Genomic DNA, 20,307 nt, shown 5'->3' on the forward strand with positions numbered 1-20,307 from the left:
ATGCGGGTTCCGAAGATGCATGATGCATCGCACTCTTGCTGACACATTTATTTGGCACGTTGCAGCTCGCAGATGCGTTCAGCTGGGCTGACGCGTTTCAGCTTGCCACGGCACAATCCAGGAACCCAGGTCAGGTAGACGAGCCGGATGCTCCAAACTCGAATCACCCCCCCTCGTGAGATCGAATCCCCCACACAAGAGTCGGCTTCGCTGGAGCAGACGGTTTCTGCCGCGATCGCGCTGATTGGCCGCCAGTACCCTGTGATGATTTTCGTGATGTGCCTGTGCATTGGCCTGGCCGGCGTCTATTTGGTGACGGCCACGAAGCGGTTTACCGGCACCGCCGTGCTGCTGATCGACAGCCGCAAGATGCAGGGCCTGCAGACCCAGGCGCCGACGGGCGCGGACAGTCCGATCGATTCGGCGATGGTCGATAGCCAGGTTGAAGTCCTCAAGTCGGAGACCATAGCGACAGCCGTCATCAACCAACTGCATCTGCTCGATTCGCCAGAGTTCACCCGCGCCGAAGGTGGGCTGCTCTCGAGCGTCTCCGACCTGTTTTCCTGGATGTTTCCGGAGTCGACTCCGTCCGAAGCCGCTTTGATGCGTATGGCGATCGGCAAATTGGTAAGCAATCTTTCGATCAAGCGCGTCGGCCTGAGCTATGTCATCGAGATCTCCTATCAGTCACTTTCGCCCGACCAAGCCGCGCGGGTCGCCAATGCGGTGGCCGAAGGCTACATCAATGACACGCTGGAATCGAAGTATCAGGCGTCACGGCGAGCGGCGGTTTGGCTGCAGGACCGATTGAAGGACCTGCGGATGCAGGCTTCCACCGCCGAACGCGAGGTCGTGGACTTCAAGGCCAAGAACAACATCGTCGATGCCGGCGGACGCCTCCTCACCGAGCAGCAGCTGGCGGAGATCAACAGTTCGCTGACGCAGGCCCGCGGGCAGCGCGCCGAGGCGCAGGCCAAGCTTGAGCGGATCACGGCCATTCTGAATGCGGACGACAACGACTCCAAGGTCATCCTGAACGATCTGGCGACCGTGACCGACACCATGAACAATCCGGTGATCACCAAATTGCGCCAGACCTTTCTCGATTATGCGGCGCGCGAGGCCGACTGGTCGAATCGATACGGACCGACCCACCTTGCCGTTGTCAATCTGCGCAACCAGATGCGCGAAATCAGGCATTCGATCACCGACGAACTGCGGCGCACGGCCGAGGTTTACAAGAGCGACCTCGCGATTGCGAAAGCGCGTGAGGAATCCAGTCAGAAGAGCCTGAGCGATACGATAGCGTTGTCCAACGGCACCAACCAGGCGCAGATCGCCTTGCGCGATCTGGAGAGCAATGCGCAGAGCGCCCGCGCGCTCTCCGACAACTTCCTCCAGCTCTACATGGTCTCGGTTCAGCAACAATCGTTTCCAATCACCGACGCGCGCGTGATCACACAGGCGTCCAATACTCCCAACAAGACGTCGCCCAAGACAGCGCTCGTGGCGCTGGGGGCGCTGATCGGCGGTGCGATCCTGGCCGGGCTTGTCGCCGTCCTGCTCGACATGATGGACCGCGTGTTCCGAACGGTCTCACAAGTCGAGCGGCTTCTTCACACCACCTGTCTAGCTTCGATTCCGGCAATCGGCAGCGAGCCGAGCGTGGGCGTAGCAGGGCACCCTCTGTTGTCCAGAGCAGCACGGCTTTTCAACAGACGGCCGAAACGACCCCAGCCATTGGCGGCAAAGCAGGCTCCCTACGCCGCCACTGCAGGTGTGCCACTGCGAAAATCCGAGCTCGATTCCAATCACCCGCAACCGCATCGCGACCGCCTGTTGAAAGCCGATGACAGCGTCGGCAGATACGTGATCAATGCGCCGTTCTCGCGGTTTGCCGAGGGCTTTCGCTCGATCAAACTTGCAACCGACCTCAGCGGTTACGGATCGTCCAACAAGGTCATCGGCATTACCTCGGGTCTCCCCAATGAAGGTAAATCCACGATCAGCGAGGCGCTCGCGCAAACCGTGGCGCAAGGCGGTTCCCGCACCCTCCTGATCGACGGCGATATCCGCAATCCAAGCCTCACCGCGAGGCTCGCACCCTCGGCGCAGGCCGGCCTGATCGATGTCGTCGTTGGCAAGGTTGATTGGACCGATGCAGTTTGGATTGATCCGCAGACCAATCTGCATTTCCTGCCTTGCGTCGTGAACTCGCGTTTCTCCAATTCCAGCGACGTGCTCGCCTCGCCCCAAATGGAAAGGTTATTTCAGCATCTGCGCGAGCGCTATGACCGCATCGTTCTCGACCTCAGCCCGCTCGCGCCAGTGATCGACGTTCGGGCCACCGGTGCACTGGCGGACTCATATGTGCTCGTCATCGAATGGGCCAAGGCCAAGGTCGACATCGTGGAGCGTGTACTCAACGAAACGCCAATCGTACGCGAACGCTTGCTTGGCGCAGTCCTCAACAAGGTGAACATGGCGGTGATGAGCCGCTACGACATCTACAGTGCCGGCTACTACCGCAATCGGTACTACAAGAGATATGGATATATCGACTAACGCGCGATCCGAACTATGGTTAGCGACTCTCCTCCGCGCCTGACGTCCAAGGCGTTTGCGCGGAGTTGAGCCGGGCGATGAAGCAAGGTATTCTCGGCTCTTTGAGATGGCGACGATCAGTCTTTGAGATGGCGACGATCAGAATGGGCCTCCCAGTTGTACCATTCTGACCTCTCTGTGCACACGTAGCGTACACGAATTGGGAGTGCACACGGCCGTGACCCGCTTCACTCAGTTGCCACATCGACGAACTTTCCCTCCTTCGGAGCCGCTGGACATTTCTGCATGGAGACCAGTGATTGATCAATTATTCTGTTGTTCCGGTATCCCAGTTTTTTCGAATGTCTCGAATTCTTCGATAAGGAAAGATTTTCCAGAGACGGCCAACGGCTTCGAGGTCGTTGCCCTCAATATCGATCTTGCAGTTCCTCGGGACACCGTGCTCCTTCAGAAGGTCCGCTAGCTAATTTAGCAGCGCGTATCGTCAACGTCCGTCCCGCACACCTGCGCTGAAACCTTTGTTCCTTTCGGACCATTCTTGATCCTTGATTCGTTGTTCCCCATTCAGAAACCTGATCGTCGACATAAAAGTTGATGTCCGGGCGAGTTCTCGCCCTTGTGGGCACCCACGTCGCAAATGAGGGTTTCGTCCATGGCAGGTCCTTTGCGTGCCCCAGGGCCAAGAAGGTAGACAGCGGCCAAGGCTCGTCAAGCGGGCTTCTGTCGACGCGACCGCAATATGCGCGCTGCTTGGCGGCGGCGTGTCGAGAGATGACATTACAAATTCGCATTTGCTGCCTACACGCGAATGAAACCACACAGGTGGCAGCAAGACATGGCACAGAACGCAACCGGTGCAACTCCGTTTCCTCTCGGCGTCTTTGTCGGGAACCCGAACTATTTTGATCCAAATGAAGAGGCGAGTTTCGAAGCAAACTTCAACGCCTTCTCAGACCTGATGAAGAGCAAGCCGCAGTTCGTCGACCAATACGGCGATCAGAGCCAGCCCATTTCGGATTGGATTGGTCAGGCGAGCTGGAACGCGGCCTCGATGGCACAATCGCCCGTCCTGAAGGGTGTTACGCCGGTGATCGGATTGCCGATGTCCTCGACAGCGTCAGGCTCCGAAACTCCTGATCAGTTCTACAAGGACTTCGCGGCCGGAACCTACGATTCCGTCCTGAAGGGCATGGTCAAGGCCTGGGCCGACAACGGCTTCACGACGCAGATCTGGCGGCCCGGCTGGGAGATGAATATCAACACCATGCCGTCCTATGCAGGTGAGAACGCCGCGGAACGCGCCGACTGGGTCAAGGCTTTCCAGCACATCTATACCGTCCTTCACGCCGCAGGCCAGGCCGACGGCGTGAACATCCAGGTGGCATGGAATCCGAGTGTGGTGAATTACAGCCACGCTGGCAACGTCATCGAGACGGCTTACCCCGGAAACCAGTACGTCGATATCATCGCCGCCGACGTCTATGGCGATGTGTTTCCTTACGGCTCGTCAACGCATTTGTATGACTGGGACAAGAGCGGGCAAGTTCTCAACTCGTCCCACCCCGTCTACGACACCAGTATCCAGCAGTGGGCGGCAGATCCGGTCAACCTCGAGCATTACTATACTTACCCGGCGTCCAACCAATGGTCGCTCGATGGCAGCGGTGACCATGCGACCACGCTTCAGCAACTGATCGATCTCGCCAAATCGGCCGGCAAGCCATTTGCAATTGCCGAGACGGGCGCAGGCAATACGCATGATGGCGCCGGTCTCACCGACAATCCGACATTCGTGAGTTGGCTGGCAGACACGCTGCATCAATCAGGCGTCAACGCCAGCTTCGTGAACATCTGGGATTCGAACTCCGGCGGCCAATATCAGTTCACCAGCTCCGCCAACGACAAGCCGCTTGAAGCCGCAGCATGGGCGAAGTACTTCGGCGACCCGCCGTCGTCCGCATCTGTATCCGAATCTGCGTCCACATCCGTGCACGCTTCCGCGTATACAGTGGCATCACCGCTCGTGAAGGATAGCGCGGCAGTTAGCAACGCCACCGGGGCGAGTGGTGCGTCCGCCAATGGTCTTGACAGCGCTGCGGCGATCGACGGCTTCAATCACGGATTTCACTTCACACCGGCGTCGCCCGTCGCGCCGGATGGACCGGGCACCCCATCGGTCATGGTTGGAGGTGCGGACAACGACAGCCTTGTTTTCCTTCAGCGGGCCGACACAAGTTTTGGAGGCCAGGACAGTTTCGCACTGGGTGGGTTTCCGTCAAATGTCGCGCACGGAAACTTAGCTACGCTCGTGAGCGATGCCAGGTCGGAGAGTCCGTCGGTGGATGCAAGATTCGATACAGTGTTCGGCCATTCCGCCGACGCGAACCAGGCGGGCCTGCATCCAGGAATCCTTCACCCCAGCGACTTCATGCTTCACTGAACATGACAGGATGAGGTCAAATTGCGTTGGCGGGTGGAAAGCGCGGTTTCCCGCTGCGAGCCAGCTGTTACGAAAACACGAGCGCCCCATCCGGGGGAATATTGGACTCCGCACCACAGATTACTTCACACTCCCGCGTCACGGCGGCGCCAGGCGCCTAACAGAACGTCAATGGGAAAACCTGCGGTGGAGCTAGATGAAATCTTCGGACGGAGCCTTTTGCGGTTCAAAGTTTTCGATAAAGATGCGAACCCCCGCGCCGATCATATAGCACAGCTGCAGAGCAATGCCGCTGAAAACAAAGGCTAGAATTCCCTTCGTAAGGCTATCCGCGTGCCCGACGAAATAAGCCGCCGGGATCAACAGGGCCATCGTAGGCAAACACACGTACATCTTGTAATAGCGTCCCAGCAGCAATCCGCAGATGCCACTCGCCAGAACAAGCCCGAACATAGCGTCTCTCCTCGTTATCCCTGGTCCGCCCGCTTGTCACGCGGCAACGCCGCTCAAATGGGCGCTGAATTGGACCGGCCGACACCAACATACCGCCGGCAGCATGCCAGCATCTTACCAAAGTTTTCAATTCCGGTTAAGTACAGGGTCGTTCGGCCTTAACTGAAGCGTCCCCCGCTACCGACGGTCGCCGGTCGTTCCAGAACGGTGCATTTGCGGCATGGCGGCATGATCTTTGCGTCAACTTGAAACAGACCCAATGCGGGTTGGCTGGTTGGCAAGACGCTAAGCAAAGGGAATGCCGGCTTTCCTGCCTGTGTAACCGTTACCGCAGTTTCGGCGCGTCGCGCTTGAGCAGGATGGGCACGTGCGGTGCTCCCGGGCGGTCGATCGCTTAGACATGGAGCAGAAACCCCTCGATCGGTGAGAGGTGGGACGCCGCGAAATGCTCATTCTCCGGGCCTTGCCCGGGACCCAAGTGGAATTCGTACAACGCCTCGGCGGGCGCAGACGAGTGAGACACCAAATCGCCAGCGAGGGTTGGCGCGGCCATTGAGGGGCCGCCGGCCTGCGGGGTCGCAGCAGCGAAGACGAAGCTGTCAGCAGGTGGATCGATCACGAGAGTGCCGCCGCTTCCATCGCTCGAGAGATTGAACGTCGAATGGGTGTAGTCGCCGACCAGCGTGATGTGCGAGACGTGGTGCTGCGCATCTGACACGGTCAAGACCCCGCCCGCCGTGTTACCCGAGTACGAGGCGGTCGTCCCTGCCGCGAAGGAGGTATCCTTCAGATCAAGCACGTTCGAACTGGCTGCGTTGCCGTTGCCTGAAAGGCCCGAGATCGTTCCACTGAACTGGGATGCATGGTCAAGCACCAGAGTGCCCGTCTTACTGGCGAACGTGATCGCCCCGGAGGTTGCCCCGGTCAATTCAAGCGTGGCGCCCGCCTCGATCGTCGCCGCCTGGCTCATGTTGCTCAGAGCAAGCACCGCCTTTCCGGAGATATTTAGCGCAGTCGACGCCGTGTCGATCACGCCATCACCATTCAGATCCTGGTGCAACACCGCCTCGATCGACTTCAACGCTGCACTCGTCCCGGAGACGTTGCTCAGGAGATTGGAGGTGAAATTGCCGTTGCTGTCGGCGGTCCACACCGTATAGAGGCCAGTCGACGTGTTCTTCCAGGCCACGTCGTAGCCGCTCGAAGTCGCCTCCGCACCGATCGGTAACCAGCCGCTGAAATGCCCTGCGACATAAGCCTCGCCATTGAACTTCAGCGTCGGTCCGGTGCCGCCGGACGTCGGACTGAGAAGATAATTGCTGCCCGCCTGAACCAGGCTAGTTGCGCCGGCCGCCTCAATGATTGTCGTGCGCAACCCGACCACACCATCGCCGTTGAGGTCCTGCTGAAACAGCGTCTCGATCGACTCGAACGCTGCACTCGTCCCGGAGACGTTGCTCAGGAGATTGGAGGTGAAATTGCCGTTGCTGTCGGCGGTCCACACCGTATAGAGGCCAGTCGACGTATTCTTCCAGGCCACGTCGTAGCCGCTCGAAGTCGCCTCCGCACCGATCGGTAACCAGCCGCTGAACTGCCCTGCGACATAAGCCTCGCCATTGAACTTCAGCGTCGGTCCGGTGCCGCCGGACGTCGGACTGAGAAGATAATTGCTGCCCGCCTGAACCAGGCTAGTTGCGCCGGCCGCCTCAATGATTGTCGTGCGCAACCCGACCACACCATCGCCGTTGAGGTCTTGCTGAAACAGCGTCTCGATCGACTCGAACGCTGCACTCGTCCCGGAGACGTTGCTCAGGAGATTGGAGGTGAAATTGCCGTTGCTGTCGGCGGTCCACACCGTATAGACGCCAGTCGACGTGTTCTTCCAGGCCACGTCGTAGCCGCTCGAAGTCGCCTCCGCACCGATCGGTAACCAGCCGCTGAACTGCCCTGCGACATAAGCCTCGCCATTGAACTTCAGCGTCGGTCCGGTGCCGCCGGACGTCGGACTGAGAAGATAATTGCTGCCCGCCTGAACCAGGCTAGTTGCGCCGGCCGCCTCAATGATTGTCGTGCGCAACCCGACCACACCATCGCCGTTGAGGTCCTGCTGAAACAGCGTCTCGATCGACTCGAACGCTGCACTCGTCCCGGAGACGTTGCTCAGGAGATTGGAGGTGAAATTGCCGTTGCTGTCGGCGGTCCACACCGTATAGAGGCCAGTCGACGTGTTCTTCCAGGCCACGTCGTAACCGCTCGAAGTCGCCTCCGCTGCAATCGGCGTCCAATTGCTAAACTGCCCTGCGACATAAGCCTCGCCATTGAACTTCAGCGTGACAGCAGCATCGGCGTCCGACATGTAAAAATTGCTTCCAACCTTGGTGAGCGACGTCGTGCCGGCCGCCTCGACCAAAGTACCTTCTACCGCATTCAGGACATTGGAGAGCTGGCTCAAATTGCCGGCGGCGTCTGTTGCGGTCGCACTGAGCTGGTGCGGACCCGCGGCGAGCGATCCGATATCCATGCTCCACGTCCCGCTGGACGTGGCCAACGTCGTCCCAAGCAAGGCTGCCCCTTCGTACAGCTTGACGGTGGTTCCGGCTTCCGCCGTCCCGGAAACGATCATGGTATTCGCAGAAGCAGGCGTACCCGAGATTAGCTCCGGTGCAACGCGTGGCTGCGTATCCACCGTCACGTCCCACGCCGCCGAAGCCGCGCTGGCACCGCCGGTGGCGTCCACGGCCACGCTGGTGAAGGTATGGCTGCCGTCGGCCAGCGTTCCCGTCGCAAACGACCAGGCGCCTGCGGCGTTGGCGGTCGCGGTTCCGATCTGCGTCGTGCCGTCAAACACGTTCACCGTGCTATCCGCCTCCGCGGTCCCGGTCAGCGTCAGCAGATTGGCATTGGTGATACCGTCGCCCACCAGCCCGGTGCCCGGCAAAGACGACGCGATGCTCGGTGCATCCGGCGGAGTTGTATCGGTCAGTGCGCCCGTCGAAGAAGAGGCACTCGACGTCACATTTCCACTGCCGATCTGAATCACAAGCGGATGATCGGTCAACGCAACATGGATCTGCGAGACATTGGTATAGGTCGCGATGGGGCCCGTTCCGACAAGGGGATCGAACACATAAACCACCGCGTACGACTTTCCGAGATTGAGCGTCACGTCGCTGATCGGCGAAGCGATTTCCTTTTGCTGGGTCGGATCCCAAATGACGTGCTCGTCCCACAGTACCAGGTCAAACGTTCCATCGTGCTTCTCAAGCAGCAGTTGGGAAGCGGTGGACGGCATGTTGTCGAGACCATAGCCGAGGCTGCCAGACGTGAACGGCTGCAACGCGTTGGGATCGCTCAAGATGGTCGTGAGATTGTGTATCGCGGTCGCAACGAGCTTGGGACTGCCATCGTTGTTGAACAGGCCGAAATGAGCCTCGCTGTTCGTGAAGTTCGGGTCTGAGGCCTCGTCGAACAGTTCATACAGGAACGTTTGTGCGACGCCGTTCTTGAACGCGTCCATCAGGGTGTCGAGCGTGTATTTCGCCTGGACCATCTGATCGACCCCGCTCATCGGATCGCTCGTCATCGTGTCATAGCCTGTTTCCGTGAACACGACCGGCAATCCCGCCGAGTCCCACCGCGCAATATTCATGTCATTCACCAGGACCTGGTTCGGTGTGGTGCCCGACCAGACGTAGGCATGAATATTGGCGTCGTCGGCCGCCGATGCGAGGCTCCCCACCTGGTTGTAGTTGGAGGTGTTCGGCTGCGAGAGCGTGAGGTTGTAGACCGGCGCGTCCTTCAGATTTGGATCGGCCTCAACGGCTGCAAAAAGTGCACGCTGGAATGCGGCCGCGCTCGATAGCGACGAACTGCCATTATAGGAGAAGGCTTGGAGGTCCACCTCGTTGGGGCCTTCGATCGCGAACAGGCTTCCAGGGTGAGCCGCGACAAAAGCATCCAGTTGTTTGATGAAGGTCGACGGGTCGGTTCCTGCCGGCGTGAAAAAATCAAACTTGATTCCGTCAGTCGCCAGTTGCGAGTACGCCGCCTGCGCGTGCGCCGTCGAGAACATGCTGCCGTCTCGGACGGTGGTCACTCCGAGATAGGCGAGCGAACTCTCGACGAGTCCGACATTCTCGTACACCGTCCAGTTGCCGAGATGGGTGTTCACCCCGATCGACTGCACAAATTTTGCGACGTCGATCGCCGTCGCGCTTGATATGGCGGTTGTCATAACGCATCCCTGCACCAACGACCAGAATGGCGGTCGTATCGACTGCAGAGTGCGCGACAAAAATTGCGATCAATTGAAGAAGGCTTTCTCGTTTTTATCGAAAAACGCGATTCAAGGTTGGCTTGACGATGATGTTAATGCTCCAAAGTTTAGAAAAGAGCAGCAGAGACAGGCGCTAAAGCCAAGCTGCAACCTCAAAAACGAAGTGGGCCCTGCAACAAGGATAGCCATTCGTTACCAAGATCGATAAACACGGGCGCGCGCTGCGGAAATCCTGCAAAGCCGGCTGCTGCAAAACAGTGCAGTTGAGGCATGCACTCCAGCGTTTACCCTTGCTTCATGCAAATTCTTCAGGCGCACAAACGACCGTGGTGCCGGATCGTCAATGCAAGTCGGTGAACGCAGCGTATGAGGGCTTGCGAGAATTATCGAATCTCAGAAGACCATAGTAGCAGTCCGGATCGGTTTTTCCTTTTGGACACCAATCTCTGAAGTTGTACCAGAAGACCGGCCCGAGACCTGGCTTCCGCGACGCAAGTTCGAAGGCCGATATGAGAAGTTGGACTTGGGCCGTCTCGGAAATAACCGTATTTGCGTCTCCGTTCGTCGGAGCGCCGTATTCGGTTACCCAGATGCGCTTGTCATGATCATTGTACTTGGCCATGATCCCTCGCAGCCCGTCCGAGCTTTCCATTTGCTGCCAGGAATTTCCGTCCGACCGATCCGGAGGGCTTGGAGACGTATACGGATGATTGCCGACCGCGTCGAAGAACGATCGTGCTCCGTTCCTGTAGAGCGCATCCAGGAATTCCGCAGCGCGCATCGTTGTGCCGGTGTTGTTTGGCTGCGCCAGGCCGCCCGATATGACGGTCGCGCCGCTGTCGACGTTCTTGATGGCTTCGTAGGCTGCCTTCAACAGCGCAACATACTGTGAAGGCGACGGGACAGGCTCCCAGCTGCTGCCAAGATTCGGCTCATTCCAGATCTCCCAGTGCCGAACACCTGATGATGCGTACCTCGCCGCGAGGTAGCCGGCGAACCGGCCGAAAGCGCCAGGGTCAGCCGGAGGATATGCCGGTGGCTTGTGCCCGCCGTTTGCCCATGCCGGACAAAAATATACCAAGCCCAGGACTGAAATATTGAACTCGCGGGCGAGCGCCAAAATTCTATCGTGCTGCTGAATGATGTAAGTATCCTGATTGTCGGGCTGGATGCGATTCCAGTCAAACTCCACCCTCAGCCATTTGACTCCGACATCCCTGAACTCTGCAAACCGGGACCGGAGTTCCGGCTCCGGCATGTAGAGGAGATCGCCGGCGTTCATGCCCTTCTGCAGAGGATCGCAGCGGCCGACCGATGGCAGGCCCAGCGCCACCAGCAAGATGAAAAGCCTGGTTACCTGCTTGGCCAATCGCAGGATTTGCCTGTTCGCCCCGACTTTCATTGCCGCTTCCATCGAACGCCCCGTTGCCCTATGTGTGCCTTATACTTGATCGATCGATTTTATACGAACTGGATCGAACGACGTAAGCCGGTCTGCAAGAAATGCGCGTAGTTCACATTATAGGCGATGGAAACCCCGGGGGCGGTCCGGTCGTTGTCGAAGCATTGTGCGCCGGGATGACTGCGTGCGGCGTCGAAACCGCCATCGTTACTCAGATCGGAAGTTACTTTTTCAACCTCGCCAACGCGAAGGGGTGGAGGACGTTCGGCATCGATTTCAGCCGTCGGAAGAACGTGCTGCGGATATCACGCGAGATATCGGAGCTGTTCGAGCACGACCCACCGGACATCGTTCACGCCCATGGCGCAAGATCAGCGCTGCCCGTATCGCTCCTGCCGCGCAGCAAACGCCCCGCCTTTGCGTACACGATCCACGGCTTCCACTATGACAAGAAGGGCCCCGCCAGCCGGCTTTTCTTCAAGCTGACGGAGAAGCTGTGCATCGCACGCGCTGACCAGGTTATCCTTGTCGGAAAGGCGGACCAGGCCTTTGCGCGCGGGGAGGGTCTGGTCGACGATCCGCGGCGATGGAGTCAAATCTACAATGGAGTCGAGCTGCCGCCGGGCTGCAAGATCTCCCGGCAGCCCGAATTTGACATCGCCTTTGTAGGGCGCCTGCACCCGCAGAAGAATCCGCTCGCACTGCCGGCCATTCTGGCTGCAATGAACCGGCCGCGCGTGACGATGCTGATCGTCGGCGGTGGAGAGCTCGAGACGACGTTGCGCGAGACCTGCAGGAGACTGGGGGTGGAATCCCAGATTACCATGGTCGGTACGAAGTCTCGGACCGATGCGCTCGAGTTGATGTCCAGGGCACGGGTCTTTGTATTGCCCTCGCTCTGGGAGGGCGTCCCCGTGTCGGTGGTCGAGGCGATGAAGATGGGGTTGCCGGTCGTCGCATCAAGAATTCCCGGCAACCAGGAGCTCATCCACCACAACGAAACCGGTCTTCTGGCCGACCCGCTGAACGCCGCAGAGTTTGCGACGCATATCCTGTCACTGCTGGACTCTCCTCCGTTGGCGCAATCGCTCGCCACGAGGGCAGCCTCGTTTGCGTCGACGACATTCTCTATCGATAGCCAGATCAAGGCGCATCTGCGCGTCTACGAGAACGCCCTATCGCAAAACCGAGTCCGCCGCCCGCGCTGAAGACGCTTGAGGCGGGCCTTGTCAGCGGTTTCGCAGCTGCTCAACCAGGCTGGGCGCGAGATCCGGATTCTTCCAAAGGTCCGCCAACGCAGCAGCGATATTAAGCCTGGGTGACCAGCCGAAACCGGCCTGAATCCTGGCGATGCCCGCCTGCAGGAATGGCCGATCGACCGCGCGGGCGCGCGACGCATCATGCTCGATCTCGATCGGAAGTCCCGTAAGCGATCGCAACTCGTCCAGGATCGCCGACACCGAATATTGCCTGCCGGCGCCCAGATTGACCAATTCCGTCACACCGGCCGGAATATCGCCGCACAGCGCGACCCGTCCAAACCCCTCGGCTGCGTCCTCGACATGGATGTAGTCACGCTGCGGCCAAACATTCCCAAGCTTGATCCTCGTGTTCCCCGATTTCAGTTGGTAGATGATTTCGGGCAAGATATGCGGGCTGGTTTCTCCCGGCCCGATGACGTTGAAAAGCCTGACAACGGCACCGCAGAGCCCTCTCTGCTTGACGAAGTACCGCACAAAATGCTCGGCGTGCAACTTCGTCAGGCCGTAGACGTCGGCCGGCTCCACGGCAGAGTTCATCTCGTCGTGTGGCGCATCGTCCGGCCGATAGACCGCGCCGCTGCTGGCAAAAACAAAGCGCGCGCCGGCTGGACACGCTCGAAGCAGATTCATCGTTCCGAGGACATTGACCTCCTCGGCCTGTGCGGGATCGCGCTCGCACTCGGGGATGAAGTGCATTGCCGCGAGATGGATCAGGATTTCGGGACGAAATCGCTCCATGACGTCCGAGAGCGAGCGCAAATCTCGAATGTCGACCGTCTCCAGCACAATCCTAGCATTATCGGAGTCGTCGAAGCGGTTTCCGAACTTCAACGCATCTACTACCCAGACGTCGTGCTGAGTCTTCAACTTTCTAACGAGTTGTCGCCCGACGAAGCCGGCGCCGCCCGCAACCAGGATCCTTCGCTTCATGCGACGCTGGCTTCACTGAAACGGCTTGGGAGAGACGAAGACCGATCGCCAAGGCCCGGAGCAACCAATTCCTCAAAGCTTTCCGCGATCAAAGTCCAGGAGAGCGTCTTCGCAGCAGAACGGCCGGTCGCGGAATAGTGATCCCAGCGCGCGGCCACATCACACACGCCTTGAGCAAGCAGGTCCGGCGTAGGAAGCGTCACCACCCCGCAATCATAGGAGCGCACGACATCCTTTGTTCCATTCATCTCATACTCGCATGTGACGACAGGCAAGCCGCTGGCCATCGCTTCGGCGACTACTCTCGGAAACCCTTCGCGCCGGCTGGAGACCACGAGAACCTCGGATTTGGCCAGCAGCTCAATCTTGGCGCTGTCCGAAACGAGGCCGGGCATGACGATGTCGGACGCGTACCGGGACATCCGGGCCCGCTCCTCGATCTCGTCAAATGCGGGCCCATCTCCCGCCAGCGTCAGCGCGCCAGCGTATCCCCGATCCTTCAACAATTCAAAGGCGTCGATCAGCAAGGGAATGTTCTTGTGAGATGCCATCCTTCCGAGATGGCAGATTCCCGAACGCTCGTTCCGCGGAAGCGAATGATAAAGCTCGACTTCAATTCCACTCGGAAGCGTGTGCACCGGGCCGACGCAAAAGGGCTGGATCGAGCGGCCGACGGCGTCACTGACCGCCGCGTTGCTCGCCACAAACCGCGGCAGGATGGCTTGGATCATCCTAAAGAACAGCCCGGTACGAATTTCACACCAATGCATCACCACCTTGGCACGCTCCGATTTCGGGATCGTCACCGCATGCAAGAGCGGCCACTGATTCAGCAAGAGCACGTCGTAGTTCTCCCCCCTGGAGACCCGACGAACGTGCATGGCGTATTTGATGATCGTCGGCCAGGCCCGCTTCATCATTTTGAAGCGTGGGGCCTTGTAAAATTCGTCTGTAGGGTGGCGGAAAATCGTGATCCCGTCCATGTCCTCGACGCGAGCCAGACCGGGTGCGTGCGCGATGCAATGAACGTCGACCGTGTGCCCGTTCTTGACAAGTTGTCGCGAGAGCCCCTCAAAAAACAGCTCCTGCCCACCCACGCTGGGAGCGAACAATTCAACAAATATACCAATGCGCACGCGTACCGCCTTTCAATACGCCATACCGAAAAAAACTTGAGTTCCAACTGCGGAACATCTTTAGCAGCCGTCAAAACAAACCCAAGATAAGACAAAATCTCCCCGGGTTGTGATTTATTTTTATCATAATGTAGTGACCCAGTTAACCACGAAAATGTGGGCAATCACACAATTTGACGACCGCGTGGACGCGCGTGTCGAAGCCTCCATCGAATAATCTCGCCCGGTTGTTGACGCAATTCCAAGGGCGTCGCACTGCTAAATGGCAAGCGCCGGCTCGCTTCGAACATCGCGAGTTCCAGTCTCCGCTCGCAGATGCGCGGAAACATAGGCAAATACGAACGTCACAACGGATGTTGGATCGAAAAGGCGGATCTCTGCCACGTTGAGAATCAGAAAGAAGATCAAGAACCATTCCGAAAGGTTTTCGGGCCGACGGATGTAGGCTGTTTTGACGCCCGTCAGCGCCCTGTGCAGGGGTCCTAGCACCGCGACGAGGCTAACCAAGAGCCCCACCATCCCGATGTCGAGAAGACACTGCAAATAGCCATTGTGGGCGCTCAGTTCAAACTGCAGGGTCGTGTCCCAAAACACCGACCCAGGGGAATTTGGCCCCAGCCAGAACACGCCATACCCGTATCCGAGGAACGGCCTCGCCGCCGCCATTTCCAATGCGAACTGCCAGATGTTGGTTCGTCCGGACAGGGTCACGTCCCGGCCGATCACGGACGTAAACGCATCGGGCGCCGCGATCAGAAACAGAATGCCACCTACGCAGATCACTGCGGTGAGCACGGCCAATTCCCGCGGTCGCAATCTCAAGCGGGATCGCGCGTAAACCCAAGCGGTTACAAATCCAATGGCGATCAGCGGCGTTGCGGATCCCGCCAGCAACAGCGACAGAACGCAGGCTCCAGCGCCGACAAGCTCCACGAATCTGCGACGGCCGGTTTCCCCGACGGCGAGCGAAAGGAACGTGAGATAGCCGATGCCGGCAAACTGGCCCAGGATATTCTTGTGATTGAACAGCCCTCGCAGCTGGCCGTTGGTGTCGAGCGCCTTGTCAGGCGCAACCAGCAACCAAACAAACGATCCCGCCAGCGCCACCGCGACCGCGATCCGAGCAAGCTCGGCAAAGCGATACCAACTCAATCGGCTGGCCACATACGTTCCCACCGAGAAGGTCCCGAACAGCCCGAGGGCCTTCCTCAGGGTCGCCGAGGGATCCGGCGACCAGGTGGCGGACAGGAAGCAAATTGCAATCAGGACGGCAGCCGGCCCCCCCAACCGTCGGAGATTTTCCCGCAGCCTGGCCCGTGCCAGCAAATAGACGGAAGCGAGAAAGAACGGGGCAAGCAGAACCTGCCGAACAACGTCCCCGGCCTTGTCGATATTCATGACATCGAGATAGCCCGGCTCGTAGTCGGCCTGAAGACCGGTCACGCCAGGCACAATATCCGCGGCGATCAGCAGGTAGCAAACCAGGACTGACGCAAGCAGGACCTCGCTCCGGCGAGCGTTCGCCATGAACAAGCGACCTCTCGTCGTCTCCAACTCAACCATCGATGACGGGCTCACTGTGCATGCCGGGCCGAGTTCGCTTCTTCAAAAGAGCGCGCGCAAACTCGTTCGGGTCACTGGTCACGACCGTGTCGGCGAGCAGCTTCTGCGGCAATCCACGGACACCGACAGGCGTGCTGACGATCTCTTTTCCGAACGACAACGCCTCCAGCACCTTGATGCTGACGCCGGTGCCGGCGCGGAGCGGCACCGCGGCAACGCGAATGGCACGGTAGAAGTTCGATACGTCGTCCAGACGGTCCCAGACGGTGATATTGCCGACGCCCTCGACGAGCGGCCGGACCTTGCTCGATATCCCTCCGGCAACCAGCAGGCGGAACTCCGGTGCCACCCTGCTGATGATCGGAAGTATCACGTCCCGCAAGTACAGGACGGCGTCGAGATTCATCACGTCACTCGATCCAATGAACCCCGCATCGAATGCTCGAGCCGCTGTTTCTCCCATCTGTTGAACGGGGGCGACATAGGAGAACGGCTTGTGGGAGAGCTTCGCTGTTGACTGGTTTATGGCCAAATAGTTTGCAAATTCATCCGCAGACTCCACGCGAACCAAATGGCACGCGCCGAATATTTCCGTTTCAGCCCGCCGCGAGCGCACAACGTCAATTCGCTCAAGATAGTGCCTTAGCCAGGCATTGGCGTGATTGCGCAGGATCCCCCGCAGGCTCAACGCGGCAAATAGTCTTTGATACGTCCCGCGGTAGGCGATCGCACGATTGACGAAGTCATCATGGGCACTCATCACGACGAGCGGCTTCTGTCCGTTGGACAACCGAGGCAGCACCCGGCCAAGCAGTTGAACCGATTGCGGCTTGGCGAGGTAGATCACGTCGACCTGCCACGCGTTCAATATCTCTGCGATCCTGCGCGAATTGCCGATGCTGTTGGTGACAAGGAATGGGTGGGACGACAGGACATTGCCAGTCAGCGCCCGCTCAACCTCTCGCCAGACCTGACCGACGGCACCAAGCAGATGTCCTCCGCGATTCCAGCCGGGTAGCAGTAGGAACTTCGAGAAAAGCTTCCCATAGGCCGAATTCACCTCGCTCGATCCTGCCAGCCGCGGGTCGCGGAAGAACGAAACGCAACAAACCTTCCAGCCTCGCCTCTTGTAGGTCTCCGCTATCGTGTAATACAGCCAACCGGACGCATTTTTCGACGGCAGCGGAAGGAAGAGTTCGTCTGTTACGAAGAGTATCGAGCGCCTCGTCATTGATTGACCTCTGGCGGAGATACGCTGAACATTCGCCTCGTGGATTTGATAATAGATTGTTTGCCGGCGACACATGGCGGCACGGGAAGGACACGTGGGATGATCCGCAACCCATTCATCAAGCGAGCGATAGGCGCCTTGACGCTGCTGTATTCCGGCACATTCCTCGCGGCCCTGTTCAACTTTATTGCGCAACTGACATTGGCCCGATCCTTGGACCTGGAGGCTCTCGGCACGATTGCCGCCCTGTCGTCAATCATAAACCTTCTTGCATCAATCGGCATGGGAGGAATGAACTGGTTTCTGCTGCAGGTGGTCGGCAGGGAGAGAGAGAAGGCCTTTCGCTGGTACTTTCCCGCCGCGCAACTTGTGGCGCTTCTCACCGGCCTCGGTATCGTCGGTCTCGTCGCCTATGGACTGACGGTCGCAAAGTTTCCCCCCTCCGAACGATTGCTGTTGCTGGCAGCCTCGGTTCCGATCCTGTTGGGACAATTGGCCGTGGAGCTGTCATCAATTCGCTATCAACTCGAGCGGCGCGCAGGTCAAGTCGCGTTTTGGCAGGTCGTGACCCAGCTTGGACGTGCGGTGGTTGCCCTCTGCCTCAAAGCATTCGCAATCTCCAGTCTGCGGGCCGCGCTCGTGGGATTTGGACTGATGGGTGCCATCGCGGTCATCTCGAGCTTGCTTGCAGTCCCGGTGCGATCCTGGGATCGGCTTCTGCAGAGCTATCGGCACCCGCATCCCACGGTGCTGGAGACGGCCCGCTCGGCTGGTCCATTTCTGCTGTTTGGCGCAATCTATCTCATATTCTTCCAGGGACCGATCGTGATTCTGGAGTACGTCCGGGGCGGGACCGAGACCGCTCAATACAATATCGCATTTCTTATCGTTTCTGCGACGATGATGTTTCCCTCGGTGTTCTACTCCAAGTTCGTTGCTGAACGGGTCTTTCATTGGGGCCACCATGACCGTACGAAATTCGCGGCCGCCTTCTATTTGTCTGCGGCGCTCATGGCCACGATCGGAATCCTCGCAATGGCGATCCTGGTGGCCACTGCTCATGGGCTCATTCCCTGGATGTTCGGATCGAGATACGCGCCGTCTGTCAAATTGCTGCTGGTGATGAGCATCACGATTCCTGTAAGATTTCTACAAAGCGCCTACAGCTCGTTGCTCGTGACCGGACCGCAGACCATTCCACGGGTCATCTACCTTGCCCTTGCGGCCCTTACGTCGATCGTCGCGTCCTGCATTTTCGTTCCCGCGCTTGGCGCATTGGGCGCCGCCTATGCGAGCGTAATGGCCGAACTCGTGCTCTTCCTCCTATCATGGCGCGGGTTGTCGATCTACGTCCCAGAGATCAAGCCCTTCGGTTGGCTCAGTCCGCAAACCATCCGGCGATCGATGTCGGTTCTCGGGGACAAAGCCGGACACTGAATCAACCCGGCCGGTGCAACCGAGCCCGTCGGACCAGCGGTTGTCGGAAACGCGCGTCTTGGAGCATGATCCGGAAAAGTGTGAAGCGATTTTCCCAAAAGATCATGCTCAAACAATGAGCTAAAGCGCGATGACGATTCAACCTGATCTCATCGCGCCTTAGCCCGGGAAAAACAGGTAGAAACGAACCGTACGGAGAAAGCTGGCGGGAATGCCTCTCGGCGGATTTCGATAGGCTGAGACCAGCTGCAACAAGCAGGACAGTCCGACCGCGATCAGGAGAGACAGGAAGAATCCGATCGCCAGGAACAGCCAGATGCTGCGTCCCGCCGTTTCAAACGGAACGGATGCGGGCTGCGCGATCTTGATGACCGAAAGGTTGTTTTCGGTCATTGCTGCGGCAATTCGCTTTTCCGCCGCGCGCGAGGTGATCTCTGCCATCTCCTGCTCTGCCGTTTTGAGCTGCGTCTTAAGGCGATTGGTCTCGGCTTCAAGGCCGGCGAGAGTAGCAAGATCCTTTGCCACGCCATCGAGCTCGGTCGCATGAGCCAACTCGGCAGCGCGCAATCCGGCGATCGTCATCTTCAGCGTCAGAAACTGCTGCGTAGTCTCCTGATAAAGCTTCACAAGCAGCAGGGGAGGATCGTCGCCAAACAGAGTCTTGTTGTATGGCAGCGGAACCGCCTGCTCCGGCACCGGCTTTGACGGATCGCGGGCCTGCGAGGCACGAGCCGCGTTCGGCTTCAATTGGTTGATCTGCTCCTCGACGACCCTCAGCTCCTCCTGCTTTTGCGCCAGTTCGGTTCGCACCGTCGCCAGCGACTTGGCAAGATCGCTCTGCCGAGTCAGCAAGAGCTTTCTCTGCTCGTCGATCGCGTACGTGCGATTTGCGGTCACGAAGGAGCCAAGGACCGCGGCTGCCGCCGCCACCTTCCGCTGAAGCTGATCCACCTCTCCGCGGAGGAAATCGGCCGTCCCAGCCTGGGTGTAGAGATCTCTGTACTTGCTCAGATAGCTTTCCGTGAGCGCGTTCACAAAAGATGCAGCGAGCCGCGGATCTTCGTGCCGAAAGGAGACCCGGATCATGCTGGTCCGGGGTTCCAGCTGCACCTTCAATGCGCGCGCCGCCGACTTGTAGGCACGATCCTCGTTGCTCATCTCTTTCCGAGCGACGCCTAGCGAGCCCAGCAGCTTGGAGAGTTCACCGTCAGGGCTCTTCGGGTACAACCTGCCGTCGCCGACGCTCTGGATGGCCGATCTGAGGACCAGTTCGCTGTTCAACAACTCGATTTGCGAATTTACAAAGACCGAGTCGGTCCCTTGACTGACTTCGCTCTGCTTGCCGTTGTCGACAAGCAGGGACGCCGTCGCCTCGTATTTGGTGTCAAGGAGGCTATGCAGCAGCACGGACGAAACAATGCCCAAAACAAGGACTGCCGCAGCAATCAACCAGTATCGACGAAGCGCACGGAGGACGAACAGCTCCAAGCTATCGGAATGCTCAATTTCCTTCTCGGCAGCCCGAAAATCCTCAACTTGAGGTCGAACAACTACGCGATAATCCGGTCGTTCGAGACTGGTCATTGCAACCTCTATCCGTCCGTCCCAAGAA

12 protein-coding genes are annotated in these 20,307 nt (G+C 58.8%); 4 read left to right on the forward strand and 8 right to left on the reverse strand.

The features are described from left to right. Positions 1-147 precede the first annotated feature (147 nt). Both ACP2YO_RS30905 and ACP2YO_RS30910 read left to right on the forward strand, forming a co-directional pair. Entirely contained in the window at positions 148-2,565 is a 2,418-nt protein-coding gene (locus ACP2YO_RS30905; RefSeq protein WP_426434921.1) for a polysaccharide biosynthesis tyrosine autokinase, read from the forward strand. Between the two features lie 835 nt (positions 2,566-3,400). Continuing rightward, positions 3,401-5,005 carry a hypothetical protein gene (locus ACP2YO_RS30910; RefSeq protein WP_426434922.1) on the forward strand — a complete coding sequence of 535 codons (1,605 nt, stop codon included), beginning with the start codon at positions 3,401-3,403 and terminating at the stop codon, positions 5,003-5,005. 192 nt (positions 5,006-5,197) lie between these two features. Here the strand turns inward: ACP2YO_RS30910 and ACP2YO_RS30915 are convergent, their stop codons facing one another. The 3 genes from ACP2YO_RS30915 to ACP2YO_RS30925 all read right to left on the reverse strand — a co-directional run bounded on the left by ACP2YO_RS30915 (position 5,198) and on the right by ACP2YO_RS30925 (position 11,148). Then, the gene (locus ACP2YO_RS30915; protein WP_426434923.1) at positions 5,198-5,458 is read right to left on the reverse strand and encodes a hypothetical protein; all 261 of its coding nucleotides are present in this window, start codon (positions 5,456-5,458) and stop codon (positions 5,198-5,200) included. 394 nt (positions 5,459-5,852) lie between these two features. Then, a complete protein-coding gene (locus ACP2YO_RS30920) occupies positions 5,853-9,692 on the reverse strand; it encodes an Ig-like domain-containing protein (protein ID WP_426434924.1) in 3,840 nt (1,279 codons plus the stop codon). 382 nt (positions 9,693-10,074) lie between these two features. Next, a complete protein-coding gene (locus ACP2YO_RS30925; RefSeq protein ID WP_426434925.1) occupies positions 10,075-11,148 on the reverse strand; it encodes a cellulase family glycosylhydrolase in 1,074 nt (357 codons plus the stop codon). A gap of 164 nt (positions 11,149-11,312) precedes the next feature. Here ACP2YO_RS30925 and ACP2YO_RS30930 point away from each other — a divergent pair, with 164 nt between their 5' ends. Then, on the forward strand, positions 11,313-12,344 hold the full coding sequence (locus ACP2YO_RS30930; protein ID WP_426434926.1) for a glycosyltransferase family 4 protein: 1,032 nt from the start codon (positions 11,313-11,315) through the stop codon (positions 12,342-12,344). A gap of 21 nt (positions 12,345-12,365) precedes the next feature. Here the strand turns inward: ACP2YO_RS30930 and ACP2YO_RS30935 are convergent, their stop codons facing one another. The 4 genes from ACP2YO_RS30935 to ACP2YO_RS30950 form a co-directional block, all read right to left on the reverse strand. Then, entirely contained in the window at positions 12,366-13,328 is a 963-nt protein-coding gene (locus tag ACP2YO_RS30935) for an NAD-dependent epimerase/dehydratase family protein (protein ID WP_426434927.1), read from the reverse strand. Further along, the gene (locus ACP2YO_RS30940) at positions 13,325-14,464 is read right to left on the reverse strand and encodes a glycosyltransferase family 4 protein (RefSeq protein WP_426434928.1); all 1,140 of its coding nucleotides are present in this window, start codon (positions 14,462-14,464) and stop codon (positions 13,325-13,327) included. Before ACP2YO_RS30940 ends, ACP2YO_RS30935 begins: the two co-directional genes overlap by 4 nt. Before the next feature lie 258 nt (positions 14,465-14,722). Then, a complete protein-coding gene (locus tag ACP2YO_RS30945) occupies positions 14,723-15,991 on the reverse strand; it encodes an O-antigen ligase family protein (protein WP_426443355.1) in 1,269 nt (422 codons plus the stop codon). 28 nt (positions 15,992-16,019) lie between these two features. Continuing rightward, on the reverse strand, positions 16,020-17,258 hold the full coding sequence (locus ACP2YO_RS30950) for a glycosyltransferase family 4 protein (RefSeq protein WP_426434929.1): 1,239 nt from the start codon (positions 17,256-17,258) through the stop codon (positions 16,020-16,022). Between the two features lie 3 nt (positions 17,259-17,261). Here ACP2YO_RS30950 and ACP2YO_RS30955 point away from each other — a divergent pair, with 3 nt between their 5' ends. After that, positions 17,262-18,695 carry a lipopolysaccharide biosynthesis protein gene (locus tag ACP2YO_RS30955; protein WP_426434930.1) on the forward strand — a complete coding sequence of 478 codons (1,434 nt, stop codon included), beginning with the start codon at positions 17,262-17,264 and terminating at the stop codon, positions 18,693-18,695. Positions 18,696-18,854: 159 nt separating this feature from the next. Here the strand turns inward: ACP2YO_RS30955 and ACP2YO_RS30960 are convergent, their stop codons facing one another. Next, entirely contained in the window at positions 18,855-20,279 is a 1,425-nt protein-coding gene (locus ACP2YO_RS30960; RefSeq protein ID WP_426434931.1) for a GumC family protein, read from the reverse strand. Positions 20,280-20,307 lie beyond the last annotated feature (28 nt).

The sequence above is a fragment of the Bradyrhizobium genosp. P genome, assembly GCF_049949265.1.
GTDB lineage: Bacteria > Pseudomonadota > Alphaproteobacteria > Rhizobiales > Xanthobacteraceae > Bradyrhizobium.

Bases quoted from the DNA above. Each gene is read 5' to 3' on its own strand.
- ACP2YO_RS30950 (WP_426434929.1), bottom strand. From the start codon at position 17,258: ATGACGAGGCGCTCGATACTCTTCGTAACAGACGAACTCTTCCTTCCG.
- ACP2YO_RS30960 (WP_426434931.1), bottom strand. From the start codon at position 20,279: ATGACCAGTCTCGAACGACCGGATTATCGCGTAGTTGTTCGACCTCAA.
- ACP2YO_RS30925 (WP_426434925.1), bottom strand. From the start codon at position 11,148: ATGGAAGCGGCAATGAAAGTCGGGGCGAACAGGCAAATCCTGCGATTG.
- ACP2YO_RS30930 (WP_426434926.1), top strand. From the start codon at position 11,313: ATGACTGCGTGCGGCGTCGAAACCGCCATCGTTACTCAGATCGGAAGT.
- ACP2YO_RS30910 (WP_426434922.1), top strand. From the start codon at position 3,401: ATGGCACAGAACGCAACCGGTGCAACTCCGTTTCCTCTCGGCGTCTTT.
- ACP2YO_RS30915 (WP_426434923.1), bottom strand. From the start codon at position 5,458: ATGTTCGGGCTTGTTCTGGCGAGTGGCATCTGCGGATTGCTGCTGGGA.
- ACP2YO_RS30945 (WP_426443355.1), bottom strand. From the start codon at position 15,991: ATGGCGAACGCTCGCCGGAGCGAGGTCCTGCTTGCGTCAGTCCTGGTT.
- ACP2YO_RS30920 (WP_426434924.1), bottom strand. From the start codon at position 9,692: ATGACAACCGCCATATCAAGCGCGACGGCGATCGACGTCGCAAAATTT.
- ACP2YO_RS30935 (WP_426434927.1), bottom strand. From the start codon at position 13,328: ATGAAGCGAAGGATCCTGGTTGCGGGCGGCGCCGGCTTCGTCGGGCGA.
- ACP2YO_RS30905 (WP_426434921.1), top strand. From the start codon at position 148: ATGCTCCAAACTCGAATCACCCCCCCTCGTGAGATCGAATCCCCCACA.